Below are 22,790 nucleotides of genomic sequence, written 5' to 3'. Positions count from 1 at the left end.
GCACTGGGCTCTTCTTTTCTGTCGTTGCCTAAATACTCAAGGTGGCAATCAGCTGCTTACCGTATAGCGGAGCCTGATCATGTCGCGGCATTCGATGCCATTTTCAAAAATAGGCTCCGGATAATTCCGTTTGAAAAAGTCTGAATCAATAGCATGGATGCGAAATCCACATTTCTGGTAAAGCGCAAGCTGGTCCAGACTTGAATTGCCAGTACCAATTTCCACAAACTGAAAACCGCGATGCATTGCTTCAGTTAAAGCACGCTGTAGAAACTGCCGTCCATAGCCTCGGCTGCGGAAACTTTCTGCAACCACCAAATTCTTGATTTCAACGGTTGTGTTCGATAGAGCGAGCAGAACATATACGCCTATCACTGAACCTTCCCGTTCCGCAATCATGCACCAGCCAGCTGCACAATAAGCACGAACCAGTCTTTCCGAAGGGTCCGCTTCCAATAATAACTCCATCGGCAGCGGTTCATGAGCCTGCAGCAGACGGAATTTCATCATTTCTTTTCTTTAAAGCCTTGATCAATCAAATAATCTTCAGCATTGTCGAAAGTCCCAAAACTTTCTTCCAGGTTTTTCCCTGTATAGACATTCCAGAATGGCTCTTCATAAACTAAATCTAACTTCTCACTGTCGCGATTCATCCAAGTCTTGTCATATGGTGGTTCCGGTTCCAAAGACAGATAATCTATGGAATCAGCAATTACGCTGCGCAGCTCTTTTTCGGAAAAATCACGAACGTTGACAAAACCTTTTTTGTCCGCTTCGTAATGTGGCAAGTTTCCGACGTAGACAAATCCGTTGCCCGTTGGATGCAAATGATAGATAGCAATTTTCTTATCGTAAAGACTTTCTTCATAATGAAAATTCACGCGTTTCATCGACACATCTTTTCTCGTTAACTCAGGAAAAGATTCAATGATTTCTAGTTTTTGTTCAAATGTCAACAATCTCATTACCTCGTTTCTCAGTTTCAATTATTTCATCAAAAACCTTAGTAAGCTCCAAGACATAAACCTGCACTTTGTACGAAAGTCTGCAGATATATAGTTACACCCATTTCGTATTTTCAATTACCATCCAGTATAACATGCCAAGCCTAATCCTACATCCATAGAAAAAAGCTGCGCGCGCGCAGCTTTTTTCTACCTATGACATTAATCAAAAAGTAATGCTGTTTTTAGCAAAACACGAACTCGCCTAATTACTTCTTTTTGCCGAACGGCCACCAAACACCCCGGTCAAAAGAAACCGAAATTGCCGGTATCAATAACGGCAAGACAATCAGTCCGTACAGCAGCAAGCCGGTAATAACGATGGTTGCGATTTGCACAAGGCTCAATACGCCAGAAGGCATCATGGCACCAAATGTACCTGCTAAGATGATGGCAGCTGTAATAATGACTGTTCCCATCTTCGCCATCGACGTACGCATTGCATCGCGAACGGTGACGCCATTGAATGATTCTTCGCGGAACCGGTCGAGCAGGAAGATCGAATAATCGACTCCCAGCGCCACTAGCATGACAAATCCAAAGAACGGCACTGCCCAGCTGATACCATCAAACCCAAGGCCATTCACAAAGATCAATTCTGCAATGGAAATCGATGTGTAATACGTCAGTAAAAGTGAACCGATCATATATAAAGGCATGATCAATGAACGGAATAAAATTGCCAGAACAACGAACAAACTGATCAACATGATGATCACTGTATTCGTAAAGTCACTGGATGATACTTCTTGTAAATCACTGTTGATGCTAGAAATTCCGCTGAACGCGATTTCCGTTCCCTCAAGTGGCGTGCCTGCTACAGTGCGCTCCACTGTTTCTTTAATCTCCGTAGTAATTTCGATTGCTTCATGAGAATAAGGATCTTCCGACAAGATTACTTCCATCACCATTCCTGTCCCATCGGCAAAAGAATAGCGGTCCAATACCTGTTCAAAATCATCACTTTCCAGTGTTCCTTCCGGAATAAATAAGCCTGTATCACGTACAGCTCTACTGTCGCTCATTTCTCCCATCATATTGACAGCTTCCGTTAAGCCGGTTTCGATTTCAGCAAGGCCTTCGTTCGAAGCACCGACTCCATCTGCCAACTGCGTTAACCCGGCACTGAGTTCGGCGGTTTGTTCAGCTGCTCCAGCTAAGCCTTGCTGAATTTCTGACAAGCCTCCACTGATTTGCGTCAAAGCTCCTACAGTTTGGGGAATATTCCCTGTTTGCTGCAAGCCTTGAGAAACCTGACCTAATTGTTGATTGATTTGGCCAAGCCCTGCAGCCGCCTCAGTCAAGCCTGCGGAATTTCCGGCTTGTTCGCTGATGGCGGTTAAGTTGGCCTGAACTTCTGTAAGGCCCGCCTGAACTTCGCCGATGCCATCACGTGCTTCGCCAAGCCCATCAGCTAACAGACCAAGTTGCTCGTCCACATAAAGCTCTTCGATTATATCCCCTGCCGGACGTGTAATTGACCGGACAGTTTCGACGCCATCGATTTTTTCAATCTCTGCACTTAATGATTCGAAGTAAGGGACAGTCGACCGCCCCGTCAAGGATTCATCTGACTTCACAATTACTTGGACAGGCAATGAATCGCCTTGCCCAAACCCTTCTTCGATCGCACGCAAGCCTTTCACTGATTCATATTCCGAACCGATTTCATCCACCGTGTTAAACGATAGAGAATTATCGTACGTAAACAGTAGAGGTACCGTAATTAGAGCTACTACTAGCATTGATAACAACGGTCGGTTAATTGATAGTTTGCTCATCGTGACCCACAATTTGCTGTCTTTGTGAGAAGCCGATTTTTTTGCCGGCCAGAATAATTTCTCTTTCAATAAAGACATAAAGAACGGCACGATCGTATACAGTACCAGCAACAGAACAAATATCCCGACCGCTACCGCTACCGCTGATTTAAAAATCGGAAATTCAGCAAATCCAATGGCAAAAAAGCCGACAAACACAGCAACTCCACTAATCAGCAAAGTTCTTCCCGCTGTTTTATAGGTATTAATGATTGATTGTTCCACACCATGCCCAGCCGACAATTCTTCTTTGTAGCGACTCAACAGCAGGATACAATAATCTGTTCCGATTCCAAACAGAATGGCCACTAGGAATATCTGTGTATAGTTGGAAACCGGGAATCCGAACCAGTCGATGAAAAATGCCACAATCGATTGGCTCAATAAATAAGAGATTCCGACTGCGACAAGTGGAACGAACGGTGTCACAATCGAACGGAATACTGCTAGCAATAAACCAAAAATCAAGACCACTGTAATGATTTCTGTGCGTTTCAATCCTTCCTGTGAGCTGACGTTGACATCATTACTAATGATGGCTTCTCCAGTTACATATGCCGTAAGGTCCTCAGGAATAATGGTTTCCCTGATTGTGTCAGCAACGGCGTTCACTTCTTCGTTCGTACCATCAACCGTAATCGGCATCAACACCGTTTGACGGTCTTCCGAAATCAGCTGGTCCTCCAGTTCTTCGCTTTCAACCGGATTCAATACACTCGTCACGGGACTACCCAGCGCTTCGATATCCGTCACCATCTGTTCGAGCGTTTCCCGCATCGGTTCCGTCATTTCACTTTCCAGCGGTATGACAAGAGAGATGGTTTGATCCGAGGCATCTGCCTCCGTTAGAATACTCGATGCGATTTGCGAAGAGGCTTCATCAGATAACTGAAACGATCCCGCTTCTTCTGCTTGCTTTGTTAAATTCGGCGCCAATAAGAATAAGACAACCGTCAATACGATCAAACTAATCGCAATCAGCCATTTAAATTTCAATACATTGTGCACGTGTTACACTCCATCCATTTTTATAATTTTTTTCAGTTTCCGAAAAATCGTCAGAAATTGGTCTATTTCTTCGTCCGCAATATTTTCGGACATTAGCTTTTCGATGTAATCCGTCAACACTTGATCCAGCTCCAAAATAAGAACCTGGCCTTTATCCGTGAGTTCCAGTAATTTTTCACGTCTGTCGGCAGTCTGAACAACTTGAATCACTTCTTTTTGCAGCAACTTTTTTATACGGCTGGAAATCGCACTTTTATGTACGGCCTGTAGTACCGCTAACCTTGCTGAAGTAACTCTTTTTTCCTTACCAATCAGCTTCAGCATTTGAATCTGCTCTGGTGAATACTCTTTCCATAAAGGGTGATCAACCGACTTGATAACTCGCTCTGTTCCGTAGATCAGCACCTCTTGAAAAAGATCCACCGCCTCTTTTATTCGCATGTCCAAAATAGTTTACCCCCTCAACCAATATTATTAGTTTAGGGGGTAAACCTTATCAGGTCAAGCAAGAACTTTATTTTCAAAAAAAAAAAACCTGTGAACATAAGTTCACAGGTTGGTCTATTCGATATCGCGTGTAGCTGTTTTACTGATTTCAATTCGTCTTGCATAAACATTTTTCGCGATAGTCTTAATCACGGCATATACTGGAATCGCTAAAATGATGCCCCATAGACCGGCAATATTTCCTGCTGCTAAAATCAGTGTAATAACCGTTAACGGGTGTACGTCGAGTGATTTCCCCATAACGTTCGGCGTGATGAAATTACTTTCGATCTGCTGTGCGACAAGCATGATGATGGCTACATAAACTGCCATGATTGGGTCTTGTACAAGCGCAATGATAATTGCCGGAATAACCGCAATATAAGGTCCTAAAAACGGAATGACGTTAGTGGCCATACCGATTAAAGCCAGCAGCAACGCATAGTCCAGCCCAATTATCAGATACCCGATCAGCAGCATGATTCCCACGAGAAAGCTGACAAACAACTGGCCTTGAATATAGGCCTGCAGGGTTTCATCGATGTCATGCAATGTTTTGCGGATCCACCCTTTCCGTTCTCCGGAAAAGAAACCGGAAATAAACGGAACAAATTTCTCATGGTCGACCAATAGGTAAACCAGGAAAAACGGCACCAGCACCAAAGTTATAATACCAGAGACAAGGCTGGTGACAAAGGAAATGATCCATCCACCAACGTCACCAAGACGATCACCAATTTGACTAGCCATGCCATTCAACTGTTGTTCAATTGAATCAGGAAGACGATCTCGCTGATCGAATATATATTGAGCGGATTCTTCCACGCCTTCTATAATTTCAGGTGCGTTATCCACCAATGAATTAATCTGACCGGTAACAATCGGTCCAATCATGATGTAAAACAAATAAAACACTAAAACAATCGACAGAAGCACGGTAAGAACCGCAGCCCATTTCGGGAATTTCCGCTTCATTAGAAAATTCAGGATTGGTCGTGTTAAAAAGAACAAAACGCCCCCTAACAATAATGGCACAAAAATTGTTCCTGCTATAATAAACAGAGGATCAAATATACCTTGTACTTCAATAAACAATCGAATAATGACTAAAGCTAGAATTATTCCTACCCCTACTTGAAACCAAAGCTTGTTCGTCAAACATGTCACTTCCTTTCTTTTCATTAGTATACCCATTTTACCATGAAATTATGGTATTATATTTTTTATGTAGTTTTGAAAATATTAGACAAAAAACGTACGATTATGTCAATCAATGAACAATCAATGGAGGATTTCTTCTAATGGACCTATTATGGCTTACAATCAAATTTCTACTTCTTGGCCTGTTTCAAGGCCTTACCGAACCTATTCCCATCTCATCAAGTGGGCATTTGCTAATCGCTCAATATTTCCTGGATGTACAGATTGAAGGAAGCGTTTCAACTTTTGCATTGCTAGTCAATAGCGCCTCGCTGATTGCAGTCTTGATCATTTATCGTGATGATATTAAACGACTTGTCGTTAATGGTTTGAAATATTTTACCGTTAAAAATGCAGAAACCAAGCGGGACTTCATGTTTATTGTCTATCTCGTCGTCGCGACTATTCCCGCTGCCTTCATCGGTGTCTTGTTCCAAGATGCCATAGACGACAACCTTTCGACCATCGTGACAGTCGGTTTGACCTTAATCGTCACTGGCTTTGGTCTTTGGTGGATCCGCAATATGCGCGGCCAGCGTAAAGATGGCAATATGACAATGAAAGATGCCATCATCATCGGCGGAGCTCAGGCTATAGCCCTCATTCCAGGCATCAGCCGAAGCGGTGCTACCATCGTAGCCGCAATGGCACGAGGCATCAATCAAGAAACCGCTTTGCGTTTTTCATTCTTATTATTTATCCCAATCAGCCTAGGCGGTGCGGTTCTGAGCATCACGGATATCATCAATGATGATAACTTAGCTTCGATGGCAATTCCGTATTTGATGGCATTCCTTGGGTCTCTCGTTGCTTCTTATTTCTCATTAAAATGGTTCATGAATATTATGGCGAAAGGGCAATTAAAGTATTTCGCTATTTATTGCTTTATCGTCGGACCACTCGTCGTATTGGCATGGCTCTTATTAAATTAATCTAAAAGGCAGACTGTCATGAAAATGACAGTCTGCCTTTTGTTTATCGGTTAAAGAAGTTAGCCGTGTAATACGGCTGATTCTCTTCATTGAACGCTGTGCCTATTCCTAAATATCCAAACTCTGGTTTGACAATATTTTCACGGTGCCCCATAGAATTCATTAAGCCTTCATGCGCGAAAATACTGCTATACTGACCATATGCCAAATTTTCACCAGCCACATAAAATGAGATACCGTCTTCATTCATACGATCAAACGGTGATTGACCCTCCAGATTAGTGTGACTGAAATATTCATTGTCCGCCATGTCTTTACTATGCTTGCGAGCTGTCAGCTGGGTCTGTTCATCCCATTTCAACAGCGGCAAGTTGCGCTGAATACGTGCCGAATTGGTCAATTCGAAAAGCAGGTATTCATAGCCTTCCTTCAATTCTTCGTTCGCCTCTGCGTATATTTCGGGCCGTGCCTTCTCCAAATCCTCGTGGATCACCTGCACGGCGGTCACGCTATCTCCTTCGTGAATATCATAAAAAATCGTCGTGTAGGTATTATCGATTTTAAAGACATCGTATTCTTCACGGGTATCAAGTATATATTGAACATTACCTTTTTGAAGGCTTTTCAGCGGGACGCCAAGCAACGAACGGACTTCAGATTTAGTGGAGTCCATCGTGATGCCTTCCGTAGAAGAAATCAAATCCTGATTGGTGAACATTCCGTTCACTTTTTCATCCTTATCATAGGACAACAACACATAGTTCTGATAATCCTGATGATAGCTATGCCAGTCAGTGCCGTACTCATTACGCATCAAGCGGAGCGGCATCCCGACTTTTTCCTGGGCTTCATCTTTGTCCATGCCAAGCGTCACATTGTGAACGGCAACCAAGGAATCCGTTTCCGCTAGTTCCGGTTTCGCCACAGCTTCCGGCATTTCAAGCGAGCTGGAAGCGATCATAGACCGCAGTTCAGTCCCCACACGCGAAGTGAAGTTTCGGGCTCCATCCATCGCCCGGGACACTTCCGGATCTTCAGTGACATTTTCAATTGTGCGATCGACAGAATCCAAGAAACTTAAATCGACATATTCACCAACTGGTTCTTCCCAAATCGGGCGCGCAAAAAAAACGGCCAGCAACAGAACCATCAACCAAAAAAGTTTTCGCACACACATCACCTCTTACCTTATAGTTTAATGGCAAACGCATCATCCACAAAACAAAAAGCCTTTGTACCCGAAAAGCGCAAGCGCCCGTGTAGTCCCGACAAGCGCTGGAAGCCTTGACAGTAATGGCGGTCTTCAGCCATTGGTGGCAAGGCTGAAGCGACTCGAGGGACTGGGCGCTGAAGCTAGACAACAAGAAAAGCGCAAGCGCCCGTGTAGATTCGACGGGCATAAGACGCACTGACGAAGCGGCGTTCTTTGTCGCACAGTCAGAGTGACTTATGAGCCTAGAATCTGGGCGCTGGAGCTAGACACCGAAAGCGCAAGCGCCATTAACTCAAAAAGAGGGACCATCATTTATGATGGTCCCTCTTTTCTTCAATTAAACTCTTCTGTAATAGCGGTCTTTTTAGGTGAACTGAAAAGCAAAGTAAATGCCAGGCCAAGCGCAAACGTCACGAGGCTGGTGATGAGCGTGTCTGAATCAGCCGAGAAGCCAGGGAATACCACAAACAAAGACCCTATAATCAGACCGATAATTGCCGCGTAAGTAACGTAAGTAAAGTGCTCCAGTAAGTATTGGATTGCCTTACTGCTGACAATAAATCCAACGATGACGCCGGCACCGATAGCCAAGGCAACCGGAATGTTCAGCGTGGATAAGGCATTGATGGCTGTCGAGTAGACGCCCAATAACAGCAGAATAAACGAACCACTGATTCCAGGTAATAACATTGCCATACTGGCTAACCACCCGGAGAAAAACAGCAAAAAGAAAACAGGCAGAGTGAGTGATGTGATTGGCGCCAAGTCTTCCTCAGTCGGTATGAAAGCAGTAACCGCCAATGCCGCTCCAATAACCACCAGAATAATCAAATGTCGCGAAGTGAAGTTCTTTTTAACTTCCGCTTGTTTCATGATGTACGGAATGACCCCGATGATCAGCCCCATGAAGAAAAACTGCGTCGCTTCATAATACTGCTCCAATAAATATTCGATGACTCTACTGAACAATAGAAGGGTTATAACAATTCCAAGGCCGAGCGGCACTAAAAATCCGAGATATTTTCTCCAATCCCGGCTGAAAAATCCGCTGATTGACTCCAATAAGCGATCGTAAATCCCTAAAATAAACGCAATCGTACCTCCGCTGACCCCAGGGATCAAATCGCTAATGCCCATTAAGATGCCGCGGTATATATTCTTCCATTCCATTCGTCTAATCTCCTCATCTTAAAAATAACTTTCATTAGTATAGCATGTGCGAATTAGAAACTCGAGCTTCACTTTGATCGTTTCAATTCAGAAACAAGACTAGCTTAATATCCCTTTCGCCTCTTCTATGATGGTCCGAACAATTTCTGCCGCAGCTACTTCCTCCTTCAAACTCCGTGTAGATTGCCCAGCCCATAACGACATGAATTCAGGATTATTGGCTTTTGCTGCAGCTGCTCGAATGTCTTTGGTGATAGTGTTTTGAGAAGGGAATGGCAAAGGATTGATACCGGTTTGTTCAAATTCCTGAATAAAACGGTTTTTGATGCCGCGTGCCGGACGTCCCGAAAAACTTTTAGTCACAACCGTGCTCTCCTCGTCGCTTTTGAATACTGCCTGCTTGTAAGCACTATGCACGCCGGATTCTGTAGAGCTGACAAAACGGGTGCCGATTTGGACTCCTTGTGCTCCAAGAGCCAGCGAAGCAACCAGCCCACGTCCATCCACAATCCCCCCTGCTGCAATGACAGGAATTCCGACTGCATCGACTACTTGTGGAACCAAGGAAAGTGTTCCAATCTGCGCCCCTGCTGGATGCTGATCAAGCGAAAAAGTGCTACGATGCCCTCCTGCTTCACTTCCTTGGGCTACTAGAGCATCTACTCCTGAAGCCTCTGCCTGCTTTGCTTCTGCCACTGTCGTTACCATCGCCACAATTTTAACTTGTCGCTCTTTAGCAGCTTTCATTTGAGGAGCTGACAGGCAGCCAAAAGCTGTACTGACGATCGACACGCCTTCCTCAATGCAGATATTGAACTGTTCTGCGCTCCAATCTGGTGATTGATAAGAGGCTTGGATTTCTCGAATCCCTAGCTGCGAACGAAAAGGGCTTAACGTCTTTTGGACTTCTGCTAAGCGGCGAAAATCATCTTGAGCCGGTGCTGCAAAAATATTGACGCCAAACGGCTTTTGGGTTGCACAACGAATTTCCTTGATTGCTTGCCGCAATGCATCGGGCGCCATGTAAGCCGCCCCCAAAGTTCCCAGTCCTCCTGCATTGCTGACTTCAGCAACCAGCTCGACCGTCGTTGGTCCCCCTGCCATACCTGCTTGGACAATCGGATAATCGATTTTAAACAATCGACAAATTCCTGTTTCCAATGAAATCATGAATAGTCCGCCTCTCTTCGATTTGAATGTATTTTGCATTGTTCCAAGTATCTCGTAAACGGCAATAGACAGCAATAGGGAACTTTCTTACGGGATGCAGCGTTCTTTATTGTAAGCAAATACAAGAAGGCGGGATTTATTATGAAGGGATTCCTCTCACTTTTGGGCATCACTTTAATTGTTGGAGCATTTGGTTTAATCCTCTTATCTTTTTACGGCAACCCTTTAGAAAAGGTGATCAGCCAGGAAAGAATGTACGCATATATCGAGACACGTCAGAATGACCTACCGGAGATACCTCCCAAAAATCAATTGACCACTGAGATTCCTGAACAGGCAGCTTTCACGACTACAGCGTTTGCGGCGATTGACAATAGTTGCGATCAAGCTTCCTTGGAATGACAAAAACTGACTCGAAGGGTTGGCTGTCAGAGTCTAGACAAAGAAAAGCGTAGACAGCCGTATAGCTATACAAATTACTAAAATCATAATTTTCTAAAAAAAATAAGCACTTATCCAGTAAACCAGATAAGTGCTTATTTCATTTTGCCTGTAATTGCATGATGTGTTTCAACCCTTCATGAGCTGTACTGAATATTGGGGTCTTGCTGTCCAATTGCACAATCGACATGGCTAGCTTCGGGCTAATGCCGACAAGAATACATGTGGCTCCTATCAAATTCAGTGTGTCGTTCATCATCTGGATCTGATAACGGACCTGATTTTCAAACTCTTTGATACCACTTAAATCGATCAGGACATACTCGATTTGTTTCTCGGAACATTCCATCAAAACCGTAGCAATCAATTGGTCGGTCCGGTTTCTATCAAAATTTCCAATCAACGGCAACGCAATCGTCTTGTCCCAAATGTTTAAGATGGGAATCGACAATTCTTTGATCAGTTGCGCACTGCGCTTCTGCTCTTCTGCTTGCATTGTGACATCCATCAGCATGACGATATATCCCTCAGGTTCATCGCTGTTATTCATAATCGGTGCGATGACAATGTCGGTCATGACCTGGTTTCTGATTGTAATACGCGTTCGGTGAACTCCGGTCAGTTTCTGCATCACTTGCTTCTGGTGCGATGGGCGCTCATGGAAATCGTCCATGCTCATCCCGATCATTTCTCCGCAGTCCAGCATGCCGTACAAAGGTGCTACCTCATTCATTAATCGGCAGGCTTCAGAATTCATCCATCTGATGGTATAGGAACTATCCGCAATGATGATAGTTTCACCGATAACATCCAAGGCGTTCAGTAAAAATATATTTTCCGGAATCTCTCCTATAGCTGGCATATTCTTCCACCTTATCTTCTGATTTCCACAGACTCGTGTTTATTCATTATGCCATAGTAGTCCGCTAATTAATCGTTCTTTTGAAAACTTTATTTTGTAGGTACTATCACTTTTTCTCGTGCAGCAGAATAGTTTCCGTCGAACCGTTCGATTGTTTCGTTTCTTAGCCAGTACGTCACTGGAAACAGTTTATCAAGAAAATAACGGTCATGGGAAACGACGATGATGGTACCTGGAAACTCGCTCAAGGCCTCTTCCATCACTTCTTTCGCTTCCAAATCAAGATGGTTGGTCGGCTCATCCAAAATCAGGAGGTTGTGGTTTTGATGCATCAATTGCGCCAAGCGAAGCCTCATCCGCTCGCCTCCGCTGAGCTGACGAACTGGCTGGAAAACCATGTTACCGAAAAATAGGAATTTTGCCAACATCGGACGCGCATCATATTCGGACACAGCGACAGCGTCTCGGAATTCTTCAATGATGGTTCTGTCATTGTCCATCTCCAATGTGTGCTGGGACAGATATCCAATTGATAATCCGCTGCCCAACTTTACTTCCCCTGCATCCGCCTGTTCTTTTTCCAACATCATATTGAGCAGAGTTGTTTTCCCTGTGCCATTGGACCCTACAATTGCCGCGCGTTCTCCGTAACGAATATGCATCGAAACATCGTGGAATAAAATCCGATCCCCGAACTCTTTCCAGACTCCATCTAGGAAGATAACGTCTTTTCCGCTACGTCCATCTATTTGAAAATCCAGAGCCATCTGTTTTTTTGTTAGCATTGGACGGTCGAGTATTTCGATACGGTGTAAGGCTTTTTCTATGCTTTTCGCCTGCCGATGCATTCCTGCGTTCGGTGGATTCGCGCGATTTGCCCATTCTTTCAACCGCTTAATGGTTTCTTTCATCTTTTGAATTTTCTTCTGTTGGTCCTGATACTGCTGAAATTCAATCAGCAGGCGTGCTTCCCGTTCTTTAACATAACTTGAATAGTTGCCAGCGTATTGAATCAAGTCCCCTTGGTCGATCTCCCAAATATGAGTAACGGTTTCATCCAGAAAATAGCGGTCGTGGGAAGCGAGAACAATTGTCCCTTTGTAATGACTGATAAATGAACCTAACCACTCAATAGCTTCCAGATCCAGATGATTGGTCGGTTCATCCAGCAACAACAAGTCTGGCTTCTGCAAAAGTAATTTTGCCAGCCCCACTTTCGTTTTTTCTCCCCCACTCAAATGTCCCCATTGCTCAAATTTCAGTTGCTTAATTTTCAATCCATTCAGCACTTGATCGATCTTCACATCAATATCGTAGCCGCCCCGTTGAATAAAATCATCCTGCAACATGCCATAGCGCAGCAACAGACGGTCCAGCTCTTCTGGAGAAGCGTTTTCCATTTGGCGCTCCATCCCTGTCAGTTGCTGCTGGAGAAGAGTCAATTCTGAAAACACAGCGATCATCAATTGCTCAACAGTCCGTTCTTCCTGTTCATCAGGCGTCTGCTCCAGCAAACCACTGCTGCTGTCTTTTTTCCACGTTATGATTCCCTCTGTGGGCTGTAAAATTCCAGCCAAAACATTCAAGAGAGTGGTTTTCCCTTCTCCGTTCCGTCCGACAAGACCAATGCGTTGGCCTTGCATGACTTCGCCTTTTATTTGGTTGAATATTTTTTGTGTCGCAAAATGACACAGTATATGTTGAAATTGGCTAATAATCATGATGCTCTTCCTTTCCTGTGAAGAGACGCACGCACAGCAAAAAAGGCACGCCAAGAGGCATGCCTTTGTTAAAATCCGATTGCAGGCAGATGTCTCTTACTGATAATTTTCACTCGATGCAGTTAGTTGAAAAAGGACAGACTCCTCCTGTTCAGCTACTCCAGTGAAAGTAACGCCATGAAGAATGTAGAGATATTTTTGACATTCTGTCATGCGCTTACCAGTTTGATTCATCTTACCCACCTCCTTAATATATTTCCTATATTATACATTCCCCGATGACTTTCGTCAATATTTTGACGGAATATTCTTTTTTATCTGCTATCTGCTAAAGAGTAGGTATAAATTCCTTGAAATCGGGAAACAGTAAAGTAACAGTACTCTAGCGGAGAGGGGGATCAGGAAATGTCCATGTATTCCAGATTGGCTTTTGATAACGATACCCGAAAAGTAGAGAAGGCACTGAAAAAATACGAAGACAAAAAGACAGAAGCATTGGTATTGCTGGCAGAAATCGATATGCTCGAAAAAATGGAAGATGTTCAAGACGCAGAGCTGTGGAGACGACAGTCGATGAAAGAAAAATTAGTAGCAGTAGAACGCCAGCGAAAAGATTTAAAGGAAACCATTACAAACTACGTGGAAAAGTACGGAGATCACGACCTGCATCACTATACGGAACTGCTGCAGGAGCTTGAAAAAGACAAGGCAAAATGAGCAAAGGCAGGAGCCAGTCGGGTTCCTGCCTTTGTTTACTCATTTCCAGATTTTTTTCTACCAATGGACCGCAGGATGTCTCCCATCCATCCCTTTCGTTTCAAATAAAGATAAAGGAAAAATGTCGAGCTAAGAATCACCAGCAAGGACCCAACATAGCCAAACTGCCATTTCAACTCGGGCATGTTTTCAAAATTCATTCCCCAAAGGGCTCCCCATGCCATGACCGGTGTGAACAAAGTAGTCAGAACCGTTAAAGTTTTCATAATCTCATTGCCTCGGTAGTTGGCCACTACATTTTCGATATCGACCATGTTATTGACTTCATCTTCGTATGAATTGACGAGCATGACACAGCGCTCAATACGATCAGCAGTTCGTTGGTATTCTATTTCTTCTGTGACTTTTTTTCCGAACGTTTCTTTAATCGCCATTTTAATTTCTTGAAAACCCATAATGAGATGCTTCCATAACAAAATTTCATGACGAATATTCTCGATTTCCCCTAAGGTTTTCTTGTTGTTCTCTTCTTTGATTGCCCACAGTAAATCGTGCAACCGTTCTTCGAAACTATCTATTTTATGTAATATGGAAGCGACCATTTCTCCAAGTATGATCACCATCACTTCTATAGCAGAAGTGGCGCTTTCCATTTGACGTAAAATTTCTTCCTTCTCTAAATCGGCGTCTTTTTCAAAATCAATTTTATTGGTAACAAAGACCTCGTTGGACAAATAGAAGTGAAAGACTTCACGCGAGTCTTTAGACTTAGCACTCTGTCGATAGATTAATGATCCCCATAGCGCTTCTTTGCCACGATTCGCCGTGTGAGTATGGAGAATATTAACGGACAGATTTTTAGATTTGTCGATCCAATTATACATTTTCTCATTTTCCGGAAGAAATTTACGGAAATTATAATCTTCAACTCCATCTTCTTCATGCCAAATTGCATGCTTAAATGCATATTGCGGCATTGTTATATCTCCTCTCTATTCAATACGATGCAAAAAGCAAGCCAGTACATGGCTTGCCTACTCTTTTTGCGGTGTATGATCTCTATATTTTTCATTTGAGTTTTCTTCGTATTCCAGATCCCTGTCCGGCATGGGCTCCATCTCTTTTTCAAGCGGCATATTCCGGCGCGGTTCGACTTCTGGAATCAGTCTTTCGCCTTCTTTGCTTTTACGGCCTTTCTTCATCCAAAACACCTCCTTGGACTGTTGTTATACCATAATTACCCGTTTTGGTTTTTTATAATCCAATGAACCAACTTTGATCAATGCACCGTCAATGATTCGATTAGCGCTGCATCATCCGGATACGCCATTTCTAATTCCCCCAGTTCAGAAATCGATTTCCAAGCCACATCTGCAATCCACTCATCGCCTTCTCGCAGCGCAATTTCACCGCCGGTCACTTCTACTTTAAAATAGGTAATTTCGAATGATACTGCCGAGTCTTCATACTCACCCGTTCGTGTATTCAACTTCTCCAGCACCCGCACAGTCAATCCAGTTTCTTCAAAGAATTCCCGTGAGCAGCATTGTTCGGCAGTCTCACCTTCTTCAACACCACCCGCTGGTACTGTCCACTTCTTATCCTCACCAGGGACTCCCTGCAATACCAATAATACTTCATTGTTTTGATTGACGCACACGCCTGCTGCGCCTTTCCAGTTCGACATTTCCATACGATCTCTCCTATAGCCTATTTTTCGGTGTATGCACCTTATTTCTTTTTTCAACAGTCATCACCTGTCAGTTCTTTTTACGTTACCACATATTTCAGTGCACTGGGGAGGCTTCCACAAATAATTCAGGCCAAGACAAAACGGCTTGCCGAAGCACGCCGTTTCAGTGGGATGTTACTCTGCCTTTTTCCTGTGTTCCTGCTCCAAAACGATGCCATGGGTGACATCTGGCAGCCCAAGGTCTCCTGAAAAACCATTTGCCCTGTAAAAGGCATCCGCTGCCGAAGAATCTGTCCGGACAACAAGTTCACGAAAGTGACCTTGCGCATCTTCAAGAATTTTTTGCAGCAATTTTGTGCCGATTCCCTGTCTGCGGGCACTCGCAGAAATGTAAAATCTCCGAAGTCTGCCAATCCCTTCTTTGCTCGAATACGGGTCGCGATTTAATCCGCCGATTGCTACCAAATGGTCATGATGGTCCCATACTCCGTACAGCACTTCAGCAGTCTTATTGAATGTATTGCTTCCATCTTCATACTGATCTACAAGTCTTCTTAAAAAACGATAGCCTTCTGCTTCACTTTCTTCAACCAGTTTTGAAACATCCATTTGCTTTAAGTCTTGGATTTCTTTGATTTCTACTGCCATGTCGCATCCTCCTCATTTTGGATATCCACTTTCTACTTACGGATTTCTTGACAAATGCTTTCTCTTTCAGTGTATAGCAGTTAGGATTCGATTACCAATAAATATCAGAATTTTCTTTCAATAAATAAACAAGAAAGACTGCGATAATACACAGTCTTTCTTGTTTATTGAACAGGATCTTCAATTGCTGATTTTCTATCCTCTGTTTTCTTAATGATGAAAATACTAGCTTCGTAAAGTCCTGCCATTGGAATTAACACAAGCAACTGACTCAAAAAATCAGGCGGGGTGATCAACGCTGAAACAATGGCCAACACAAGATAGGACCATTTTCTGACCTTTTTCATTGAAACCGATGTCAATACACCAATAGACGATAAAAATAAGGCAATGATTGGCATCTCAAAAAGCAAGCCTAACGGAACTGTAGTCATTATAAGGAAATGAATATATTCATTTGCTGAAATCATTACATCAAAGTTCGCCATCCCAAGCCCAATCAGAAATTGAAAGCTCAATGGGTTAACAACAAAGTAACCAAAAGCGAGGCCTAGAATAAACAGCACAAGCATAACGGGAGAGTAAAGTCCGAGAAAACGTGCCTCTCTTTCTTCAAGTCCTGGTTTTACAAATTGCCAAATAAAATGAATCAAGAATGGCAAAGACAATCCCAAAGCGAGTGTCGCGGATATGGACGTATAAAATTTAATGACTTCCAGAGGTCCTAAAATAACCAGATCATTTCCTTTAACAATATAAGGGAACCAAAAATTTAAAGTTGAAAAGACAACCAACAGGAAAAAAAGGAAAACAATCGCACTTTTAATTAACTGTTTTCTCAGTTCTCCTAAATGGTCGACTAAAGTATCAACTTTCATCGTCGGTTCTTCTACTGGCGGTTTCGGCTCTTTAATAGGAGGCTCCGGCATTTTTTCCAGGGCCTTTTCCGCAGGTTTCTCTGGCTGCACCGCTTTTTTACGCAACGGACTTGTTAAGTTTTTGTCTCCATACGGATCCATCTAACCACCTTCATAGCTTCTCAGATTTTTTAAGGTCTTTATCCTCGACAGTTTCTTTTTTTACGGTTTCGTCGTCATCATCATCCATCAAGCCTTTTGTTGATCGCTTGAATTCAGAAAATGTTTTTCCAACTGCCCCACCGATTTCCGGCAATTTTTTTGGTCCAAATATAATTAGCACAATCACCAAAATGATGATCAAGCCTGGTACCCCAATTGAAGCTAATCCACCCATATTGTTTTCCCTCCTTTGTTAGACAAGTGATCCACCTTCGCGGCTGTAGCGGATAACGCCTTCTGCACACCGATAAGCCAACGCTCCGACAGTCCCGGTCGGATTGTAACCGCCATTATGCGCAAAGTTTCCAGCTCCTACAACAAATAGATTTTCAGCATCCCAGTGCTGCAAGAAATTGTTGACGACACTGGTAGCTTGATCTGCTCCCATAACGGTCCCACCTGTGTTATGAGTGGTTTGATAAGGAACAATATCATAATCTGTAATCGGGTTTCTTGTCACTACTGTTTTCGCACCCATTTCCTGCATGATTTCTCCAGCTCGTTCCGTGATATAGTTATGAAGCGCCCGGTCCTGATCAGTAAAGTTGTAAGTCAACTCCAGCAATGGGACACCGTAGATATCTTTATAAGTGCCATTAAGCGCTAAGAAATTCTCTTTATGCGGCATCGAAGCTCCTTGACCACCAACATTTAAGGTTCTCGTAAAGTTTTCAATTGAAGCACGCTTAAATTCCGCTCCCCAGGATGGCGTATCCGGTGGAGTCGAATTGGCGAGAATCGGACGAGATCCAGTTTGCGTTATCGATAAACTGGCACCGTGTATAAAATCCAGATCCCCATGTTCGAATGAATCTCCATTAAAATCATCCACGGTCATACCAAGTGCTCCTGCGCCCATAAAGGTATTCATCTGTTCGTCAAAGAAACCCGTTGCTCCTGGAAGAATTTGGTATGCATAGTTTTTGCCGAGTGATCCTTGTCCTGTTTCTGGATCGTATTGTTGTCCGATTTCAGAAACCATCAAGAGCTTGGCATTATTCATGACATAACTTGTCAGAACCACGACGTTAGCTGGCTGGATAAATTCTTCAAAAGTCACCGTATCGAAATAACGTACCCCTGTTACCCGGTCTCCTTCTTTCATAACTTCAACGACGTTGGCATTAAACTTAACTTCATAATTGCCTGTTTCTCTGGCCGCTGGAACAACGGTAATTTCCGGAGAAGTTTTCGCTCCATACTCACAGCCGAAACGCTCACAGAATCCGCAATATTGGCACGCATTGATTTGCTGTCCATCCGGATTTTCATAAGCTTCTGATAAGTTGGCAGAAGGGACCATAAAAGGAGATAGCCCCAGATTGGATGTGGCTGTTTCAAAACGCTGTAAAATTGGTGTTTTCTTCATCGGCGGAGTTGGATATGCACTCGACCGCTTGCCCCAAAACGGATTTTTGTCTTCTCCTGAAATGCCAGCCGTCTTTTCAAAACGATCAAAATACGGCTCTAATTCATCGTAGGTGATCCCCCAATCCTGGATGGTGTATTCAGCTGGCAGTTTATTGGCTCCGTATTTTTCATCCGTTATAGTTTTTATCTGAAGATCATATGGAAGAAAACGCCAAGTTTGGCCATTCCAATGTGTTCCGGCTCCACCCAATCCTTCACCCAGTAAAAAGGATCCCAACTGACGCATCGGCAATGCACGCTGCCGGCGATTGTTGCGGAAAGTAATGGTTTCCCTTGATAAATCCTGCATTAATTCGTAGCGGACTGCGTAGCGATATTCGTCATGAACAATGCTAAAATCCTCTGTACCGCGCTCCCGGCCACGTTCCAACCCGACCACTTTAAGTCCCTCTTTTGCACATTCAGCAGCGATGATTCCGCCTGTCCATCCGACCCCTACCGTTACTACATCAACGCTATCTAAAGTCGTTACCATATGAGTTCCCCCTTTTTATTTAATCATGCATGCCTAGAGACTGAGGTTCGATTTCGACAAAGTCTTCGCTTTCAATTTCATTGATATAGGCAGCCTGATGCCCAGGGAAGTCTTTCATCCGCCAGCCTCCCATATTGGCGTTGCCGCCATAAATCGGATCCGCGTATACGCCTTCTAAAGTAGCCTGTCTCAAGAGTCGGAAAAAGAACTGCGAATCGACTCCTCTCATCTGGATTTCACCTTCCTGAAAAGCTGTCAAAATTTCATCCATCTGTTCGCCTTCTATATCAACGAAATTCGCGTTAAATCGACTCTGTGCTTCCTGTTGCATCAATTGAATTCCCTGACGGAACATCTCATTTCTTTTTAATCGGCTTTGGTAACCTTGCGTGGGCTCTCCTTCGTAAAAAGGAGCCTGCATGTACTCTTTCGAATTTTCGCCATAGCTACCCGCCAGTTGCTGATCGATAAAGTAAGCTACCTTCAAACCGATGGCTCCCGGACCTAAATCATCCTCCGGAAAAATCCGCTCAGTGGCTTGATTTAAAATTTCAAATTCTGCGTTATTCCCAAAGAATACGAGTCCTCTAACTCCGCCAGCCGCGCCCATTGACTCCTCGGACGTGCCAGTTGAGGTAGGTGAAGCTGTATCTTGCTGATTAGTATTTGCACCTATCAATCCGCCAATAATTCCGCCGCCAATCAATGCACCTGTTGCAATACCTGAAGTCTTCAGAAAGTCCCGTCGCGAAAAATTCTTATCCTTTTTTGCCATCTTGCTGTCCCCCTTCTATTTGAGCTAATAAATATTTTTTGAATATTAGAATATTATTTACTATACCCCTTATGAAAATTCCTATTCATAAATTTTGAAGAAATTTATGACAATCATTTTTATCAAATAAAGGCGGTTTCTGAAAAATCTCAGAAACCGCCTTTATTTGCTTATTTAAAGACATGAAAAGAGCCAAGGGAGTGAACACCTCGGCTTTGTAGCATAGTAATTTTTAGTCTAAGACTTTGATAGTAATGTTTTTGCGACCAAATTCTAAAGCTTCACTTTGTGTTGGGATGAAAACATCGATTCTGTTGCCTTTGATTGCGCCGCCAACGTCTCCAGCGATTGCTTCTCCGTATCCTTCGACCCAAACTTTAGAGCCAAGTGGAATAACTGAAGGATCTACTGCGATTACTTTTTGGTTTGGATTTGCACGAAGATCAATTCCTGTTGCTGTAGTTCCAGAACATCCTATGCAATAAGCTGTATAAGCTGTCGCAGAAACAGTCATTGTTTTACCAGACTGCGTTGAAGCTTGTGCTGGTGCTTTTTCTGCTGGAGCACTTGCTGGTGTTGGAGCTGGTGCTGTTGATTTCGCTGGTGCTGGTGCTGGTGTTGATGCCGATGCAGTTTTGGCTGGTGCTTTTTCTGCCACTGCTGTTCCGCCCTTAACGACCAACTCTTCACCTGGATAGATCAGGTGACCAGAAACGCCGTTCCAGCTCATCAAACTATCCAATGAAATTCCGTTTGCGCTAGCGATTTCAAATAATGTATCGCCTGATTTTACTGTATATGTTGAGTTGTCCGCTTTTGTTTCTGACGCTACTTGTCCATCAACTTTAAGTTCTTGGCTCGGCAAGATCAGATCTGAGGATAAATTATTTAGTCCTTTTAAGCTTTCTACTGATACGTTTTTATCTTGTGAAATCCCCCAGAGAGTGTCCCCTGATTGAACTGTATACGATGATGAAGCGCTAGCCGACGTAGCTGCTCCCACACTTAATGCTGCGATAGCAGTTAGTGTAACGATTTGCTTTTTCATAAATTAAAATTCCTCCTTTTCACTAACAAGAATGATCATAACACCTTGACATTTCAGGAACATGACAGAACGGCAGATGGAACATAACAATTTAATGACACAGATTTATGTTTTATTACAAATTGTAATAAAACTGATAATTCATTGGGCAATTCCGACAAAAGATCAGGGACTCCCTATCTTCTTAACACATACTTAGACGCCTTGGCGCTCAGAAGCGGGATTTTTTTGAATCAAACTTCTTTGTTTCGACTTCTTATTTAGTTTGCTTCATTTTTTTCGCGGTGTTCGGTGTTTCCGCGTTAAACTGCGAACAAAATGGTATCGCTGAAATTTACGAATACAGTTTGGAAACTGTCACTTTCGGCGTCCAAAAATATTATCCACTTTGAAATTTGCTGTCGATTCTTACGCTGATTGTCATTGCGATATTTTCATCACTCCTGCCGATTCGGCTACGTCCGTGCTTGGCATGCAGATAACAGACGACACGTTGAATCCGCCGAACCTGGTCACAATTACTTGGGGCCTTACTGCCATCGTCATTTATACTGGCGGCACACAAGGCCTGCAGAATGCTTTAATGATCGCAGCGCTCCCTTTTTCAGTAGTCATCATCTTAACCGGTACTTCACTTTTCACGGCGGCTGCCACTGATCCGCTCACGAAAAAAAAAAAGAAGGTAACAAGAAAAGCGGAAGCGCCCGTGTAGCCCCGACAAGCGCTGGAAGCCTTATCGGTAATGGCGCTTTTTGCCATTGCTGATTAGGGCGAAGCGACTCGAGGGGCTGGGCGCTGGAGTCTGGACCACAAGAAAAGCGGAGGCGGCCACATACTTTCTTAAACCACCAAACACCAAAAAAGATCCGGCACATTTTCATGTGCCGGATCTTTTTTGGTGTTATTTAAAAACGCTGGTGCTGTGCAATGGTTGAACTTTAGATTTCGGATCTAGGTAGGACTTAGCGTTATTGATGGCTGTTGGCGCTTCACCGAAGCCTACTGCAATCAATTTGACTTTGCCTTCGTATGTGGCGATGTCGCCTGCTGCGTAAATACCAGGAATGCTCGTTTCCATCTTAGAATTGACGATGACCGAGTTTTTATCCATCTCAAGTCCCCATTCCTTGATAGCTCCTAGAGAAGTGATATTACCGTAGTTAACGATGACATGATCTACTTCAAGACGTTCTTCGTTGCCTTCTTTGTCGATCAATACAAGCTCATTGATCTGGCCGTTTTCACCAACCAACTCTTTGACACCAAATGGTTTTTTCACTTCAACTTTTGATTCCATCAAAATGTCAATGTTTGCCTCATGTGCCGTCATTTTTTCTCTGCGATGGCTTAACGTCACATGGGATGCCACATTTTCAAGCATCATCGACCAGTCGACTGCTGAATCGCCGCCACCTAGAACGACTACTTTCTTGTCACTGAAAACAGTCAAATCTCTAACACCATAATGAAGGGTTTTCCCTTCGAACGCTTCGCATTCTTCTACCGTAAGTTTACGGGGTTGGAATGCACCGACACCGGCAGTCAGCAGGATTGCTTTCGTGTAATGCAGACCTTTATCCGTCTGAATGACAAAATGGTCCCCCTGGCGCTTTGCAGCTGTCACGGTTTCCTCCAAACAAATTTTGGGATCTCCGTATTTCGCCTGCTGCACAAGGTTATCCACCAGGTCTTTTGCCAATATTTTGGGAAACCCACCTACATCGTAAATGAATTTATCGGGGTACAGCTCAGTCAGCTGACCTCCAAGCTGTGGAAGGCTGTCCAAAATCTTCACTTTCATTTTGCGCATACCGCCGTAAAAGGAAGCAAACAGGCCCGTCGGCCCGCCGCCAATAATTGTAATATCAAAAACTTCGCGTTCTCCCATTTATAACAC

General features: G+C 43.6%; 25 protein-coding genes. 4 read left to right on the top strand and 21 right to left on the bottom strand.

Annotated features, from left to right (window positions below; translation table 11 throughout):
• Positions 1 to 48: 48 nt before the first annotated feature.
• The 5 genes from BBH88_RS02285 to BBH88_RS02265 all read right to left on the bottom strand — a co-directional run bounded on the left by BBH88_RS02285 (position 49) and on the right by BBH88_RS02265 (position 5,476).
• Complete coding sequence (locus BBH88_RS02285; protein ID WP_006830095.1) at positions 49 to 507, bottom strand: GNAT family N-acetyltransferase; 459 nt, start codon at positions 505 to 507, stop codon at positions 49 to 51.
• Entirely contained in the window at positions 507 to 959 is a 453-nt protein-coding gene (locus BBH88_RS02280) for a hypothetical protein (RefSeq protein ID WP_006830096.1), read from the bottom strand. Before BBH88_RS02280 ends, BBH88_RS02285 begins: the two co-directional genes overlap by 1 nt.
• Before the next feature lie 254 nt (positions 960 to 1,213).
• Complete coding sequence (locus BBH88_RS02275; RefSeq protein ID WP_065536215.1) at positions 1,214 to 3,832, bottom strand: MMPL family transporter; 2,619 nt, start codon at positions 3,830 to 3,832, stop codon at positions 1,214 to 1,216.
• Between the two features lie 3 nt (positions 3,833 to 3,835).
• Positions 3,836 to 4,273, bottom strand: coding sequence for a MarR family winged helix-turn-helix transcriptional regulator (locus tag BBH88_RS02270; RefSeq protein WP_238323459.1), 438 nt, complete (start codon positions 4,271 to 4,273; stop codon positions 3,836 to 3,838).
• A 120-nt stretch (positions 4,274 to 4,393) separates the two neighbouring features.
• Positions 4,394 to 5,476 carry an AI-2E family transporter gene (locus tag BBH88_RS02265; protein WP_006830099.1) on the bottom strand — a complete coding sequence of 361 codons (1,083 nt, stop codon included), beginning with the start codon at positions 5,474 to 5,476 and terminating at the stop codon, positions 4,394 to 4,396.
• Positions 5,477 to 5,619: 143 nt separating this feature from the next.
• Between BBH88_RS02265 and BBH88_RS02260 the strand changes: the two genes are divergently transcribed.
• On the top strand, positions 5,620 to 6,450 hold the full coding sequence (locus BBH88_RS02260; protein WP_065536216.1) for an undecaprenyl-diphosphate phosphatase: 831 nt from the start codon (positions 5,620 to 5,622) through the stop codon (positions 6,448 to 6,450).
• 43 nt (positions 6,451 to 6,493) lie between these two features.
• On the opposite strand, the gene BBH88_RS02255 is transcribed toward BBH88_RS02260, so the two are convergent.
• The 3 genes from BBH88_RS02255 to BBH88_RS02245 form a co-directional block, all read right to left on the bottom strand.
• Complete coding sequence (locus tag BBH88_RS02255) at positions 6,494 to 7,627, bottom strand: CAP domain-containing protein (protein ID WP_238323381.1); 1,134 nt, start codon at positions 7,625 to 7,627, stop codon at positions 6,494 to 6,496.
• A 369-nt stretch (positions 7,628 to 7,996) separates the two neighbouring features.
• Positions 7,997 to 8,833 (bottom strand): DUF368 domain-containing protein, encoded by an 837-nt coding sequence (locus BBH88_RS02250; protein WP_006829309.1) that lies wholly within the window; start codon positions 8,831 to 8,833, stop codon positions 7,997 to 7,999.
• Positions 8,834 to 8,932: 99 nt separating this feature from the next.
• Positions 8,933 to 10,003, bottom strand: coding sequence for an NAD(P)H-dependent flavin oxidoreductase (locus tag BBH88_RS02245; protein WP_006829310.1), 1,071 nt, complete (start codon positions 10,001 to 10,003; stop codon positions 8,933 to 8,935).
• Between the two features lie 141 nt (positions 10,004 to 10,144).
• Here BBH88_RS02245 and BBH88_RS02240 point away from each other — a divergent pair, with 141 nt between their 5' ends.
• Positions 10,145 to 10,405: a hypothetical protein gene (locus BBH88_RS02240; protein WP_006829311.1), complete on the top strand. Its 261-nt coding sequence runs from the start codon at positions 10,145 to 10,147 to the stop codon at positions 10,403 to 10,405.
• Between the two features lie 139 nt (positions 10,406 to 10,544).
• Here the strand turns inward: BBH88_RS02240 and BBH88_RS02235 are convergent, their stop codons facing one another.
• The 3 genes from BBH88_RS02235 to BBH88_RS19095 form a co-directional block, all read right to left on the bottom strand.
• Positions 10,545 to 11,306, bottom strand: coding sequence for an STAS domain-containing protein (locus tag BBH88_RS02235; RefSeq protein ID WP_065536218.1), 762 nt, complete (start codon positions 11,304 to 11,306; stop codon positions 10,545 to 10,547).
• 89 nt (positions 11,307 to 11,395) lie between these two features.
• Complete coding sequence (abc-f, locus tag BBH88_RS02230) at positions 11,396 to 13,027, bottom strand: ribosomal protection-like ABC-F family protein (protein WP_065536219.1); 1,632 nt, start codon at positions 13,025 to 13,027, stop codon at positions 11,396 to 11,398.
• Positions 13,028 to 13,123: 96 nt separating this feature from the next.
• Entirely contained in the window at positions 13,124 to 13,261 is a 138-nt protein-coding gene (locus BBH88_RS19095) for a hypothetical protein (protein WP_154669114.1), read from the bottom strand.
• Between the two features lie 171 nt (positions 13,262 to 13,432).
• Between BBH88_RS19095 and BBH88_RS02225 the strand changes: the two genes are divergently transcribed.
• A complete protein-coding gene (locus BBH88_RS02225) occupies positions 13,433 to 13,744 on the top strand; it encodes a hypothetical protein (RefSeq protein WP_006829314.1) in 312 nt (103 codons plus the stop codon).
• Positions 13,745 to 13,779: 35 nt separating this feature from the next.
• Here BBH88_RS02225 and BBH88_RS02220 read toward each other — a convergent pair whose 3' ends face one another.
• The 9 genes from BBH88_RS02220 to BBH88_RS02185 form a co-directional block, all read right to left on the bottom strand.
• Positions 13,780 to 14,721: a magnesium transporter CorA family protein gene (locus BBH88_RS02220; protein ID WP_006829315.1), complete on the bottom strand. Its 942-nt coding sequence runs from the start codon at positions 14,719 to 14,721 to the stop codon at positions 13,780 to 13,782.
• A gap of 57 nt (positions 14,722 to 14,778) precedes the next feature.
• Positions 14,779 to 14,946, bottom strand: a complete 168-nt coding sequence (locus BBH88_RS19340; protein WP_169314368.1) for a hypothetical protein — start codon at positions 14,944 to 14,946, stop codon at positions 14,779 to 14,781.
• 77 nt (positions 14,947 to 15,023) lie between these two features.
• Positions 15,024 to 15,437, bottom strand: coding sequence for an NUDIX hydrolase (locus BBH88_RS02215; RefSeq protein WP_083387734.1), 414 nt, complete (start codon positions 15,435 to 15,437; stop codon positions 15,024 to 15,026).
• A gap of 174 nt (positions 15,438 to 15,611) precedes the next feature.
• Positions 15,612 to 16,085, bottom strand: a complete 474-nt coding sequence (locus BBH88_RS02210; protein ID WP_006829317.1) for a GNAT family N-acetyltransferase — start codon at positions 16,083 to 16,085, stop codon at positions 15,612 to 15,614.
• A gap of 164 nt (positions 16,086 to 16,249) precedes the next feature.
• Positions 16,250 to 17,104, bottom strand: coding sequence for a twin-arginine translocase subunit TatC (gene tatC / locus BBH88_RS02205; protein ID WP_006829318.1), 855 nt, complete (start codon positions 17,102 to 17,104; stop codon positions 16,250 to 16,252).
• 10 nt (positions 17,105 to 17,114) lie between these two features.
• The gene (gene tatA, locus BBH88_RS02200; protein ID WP_006829319.1) at positions 17,115 to 17,339 is read right to left on the bottom strand and encodes a twin-arginine translocase TatA/TatE family subunit; all 225 of its coding nucleotides are present in this window, start codon (positions 17,337 to 17,339) and stop codon (positions 17,115 to 17,117) included.
• An 18-nt stretch (positions 17,340 to 17,357) separates the two neighbouring features.
• Positions 17,358 to 19,070, bottom strand: coding sequence for a GMC family oxidoreductase (locus tag BBH88_RS02195; RefSeq protein WP_065536220.1), 1,713 nt, complete (start codon positions 19,068 to 19,070; stop codon positions 17,358 to 17,360).
• 19 nt (positions 19,071 to 19,089) lie between these two features.
• On the bottom strand, positions 19,090 to 19,845 hold the full coding sequence (locus tag BBH88_RS02190) for a gluconate 2-dehydrogenase subunit 3 family protein (protein WP_006829321.1): 756 nt from the start codon (positions 19,843 to 19,845) through the stop codon (positions 19,090 to 19,092).
• Between the two features lie 232 nt (positions 19,846 to 20,077).
• Complete coding sequence (locus BBH88_RS02185) at positions 20,078 to 20,893, bottom strand: 3D domain-containing protein (protein WP_065536221.1); 816 nt, start codon at positions 20,891 to 20,893, stop codon at positions 20,078 to 20,080.
• Between the two features lie 388 nt (positions 20,894 to 21,281).
• On the opposite strand from BBH88_RS02185, the gene BBH88_RS18725 reads away from it, so the two are divergent.
• Positions 21,282 to 21,605 carry a BCCT family transporter gene (locus tag BBH88_RS18725; protein ID WP_065536222.1) on the top strand — a complete coding sequence of 108 codons (324 nt, stop codon included), beginning with the start codon at positions 21,282 to 21,284 and terminating at the stop codon, positions 21,603 to 21,605.
• A 189-nt stretch (positions 21,606 to 21,794) separates the two neighbouring features.
• Here BBH88_RS18725 and BBH88_RS02175 read toward each other — a convergent pair whose 3' ends face one another.
• The gene (locus BBH88_RS02175) at positions 21,795 to 22,781 is read right to left on the bottom strand and encodes an NAD(P)/FAD-dependent oxidoreductase (RefSeq protein WP_006829324.1); all 987 of its coding nucleotides are present in this window, start codon (positions 22,779 to 22,781) and stop codon (positions 21,795 to 21,797) included.
• Positions 22,782 to 22,790: the final 9 nt, after the last annotated feature.

Origin of the sequence: Planococcus antarcticus DSM 14505, from assembly GCF_001687565.2 — a bacterium.
GTDB classification, from domain to species: Bacteria; Bacillota; Bacilli; order Bacillales_A; family Planococcaceae; genus Planococcus; species Planococcus antarcticus.
Note: the sequence above shows the minus strand (reverse complement) of the source record. Positions and strands in the feature narration are given on the sequence as shown.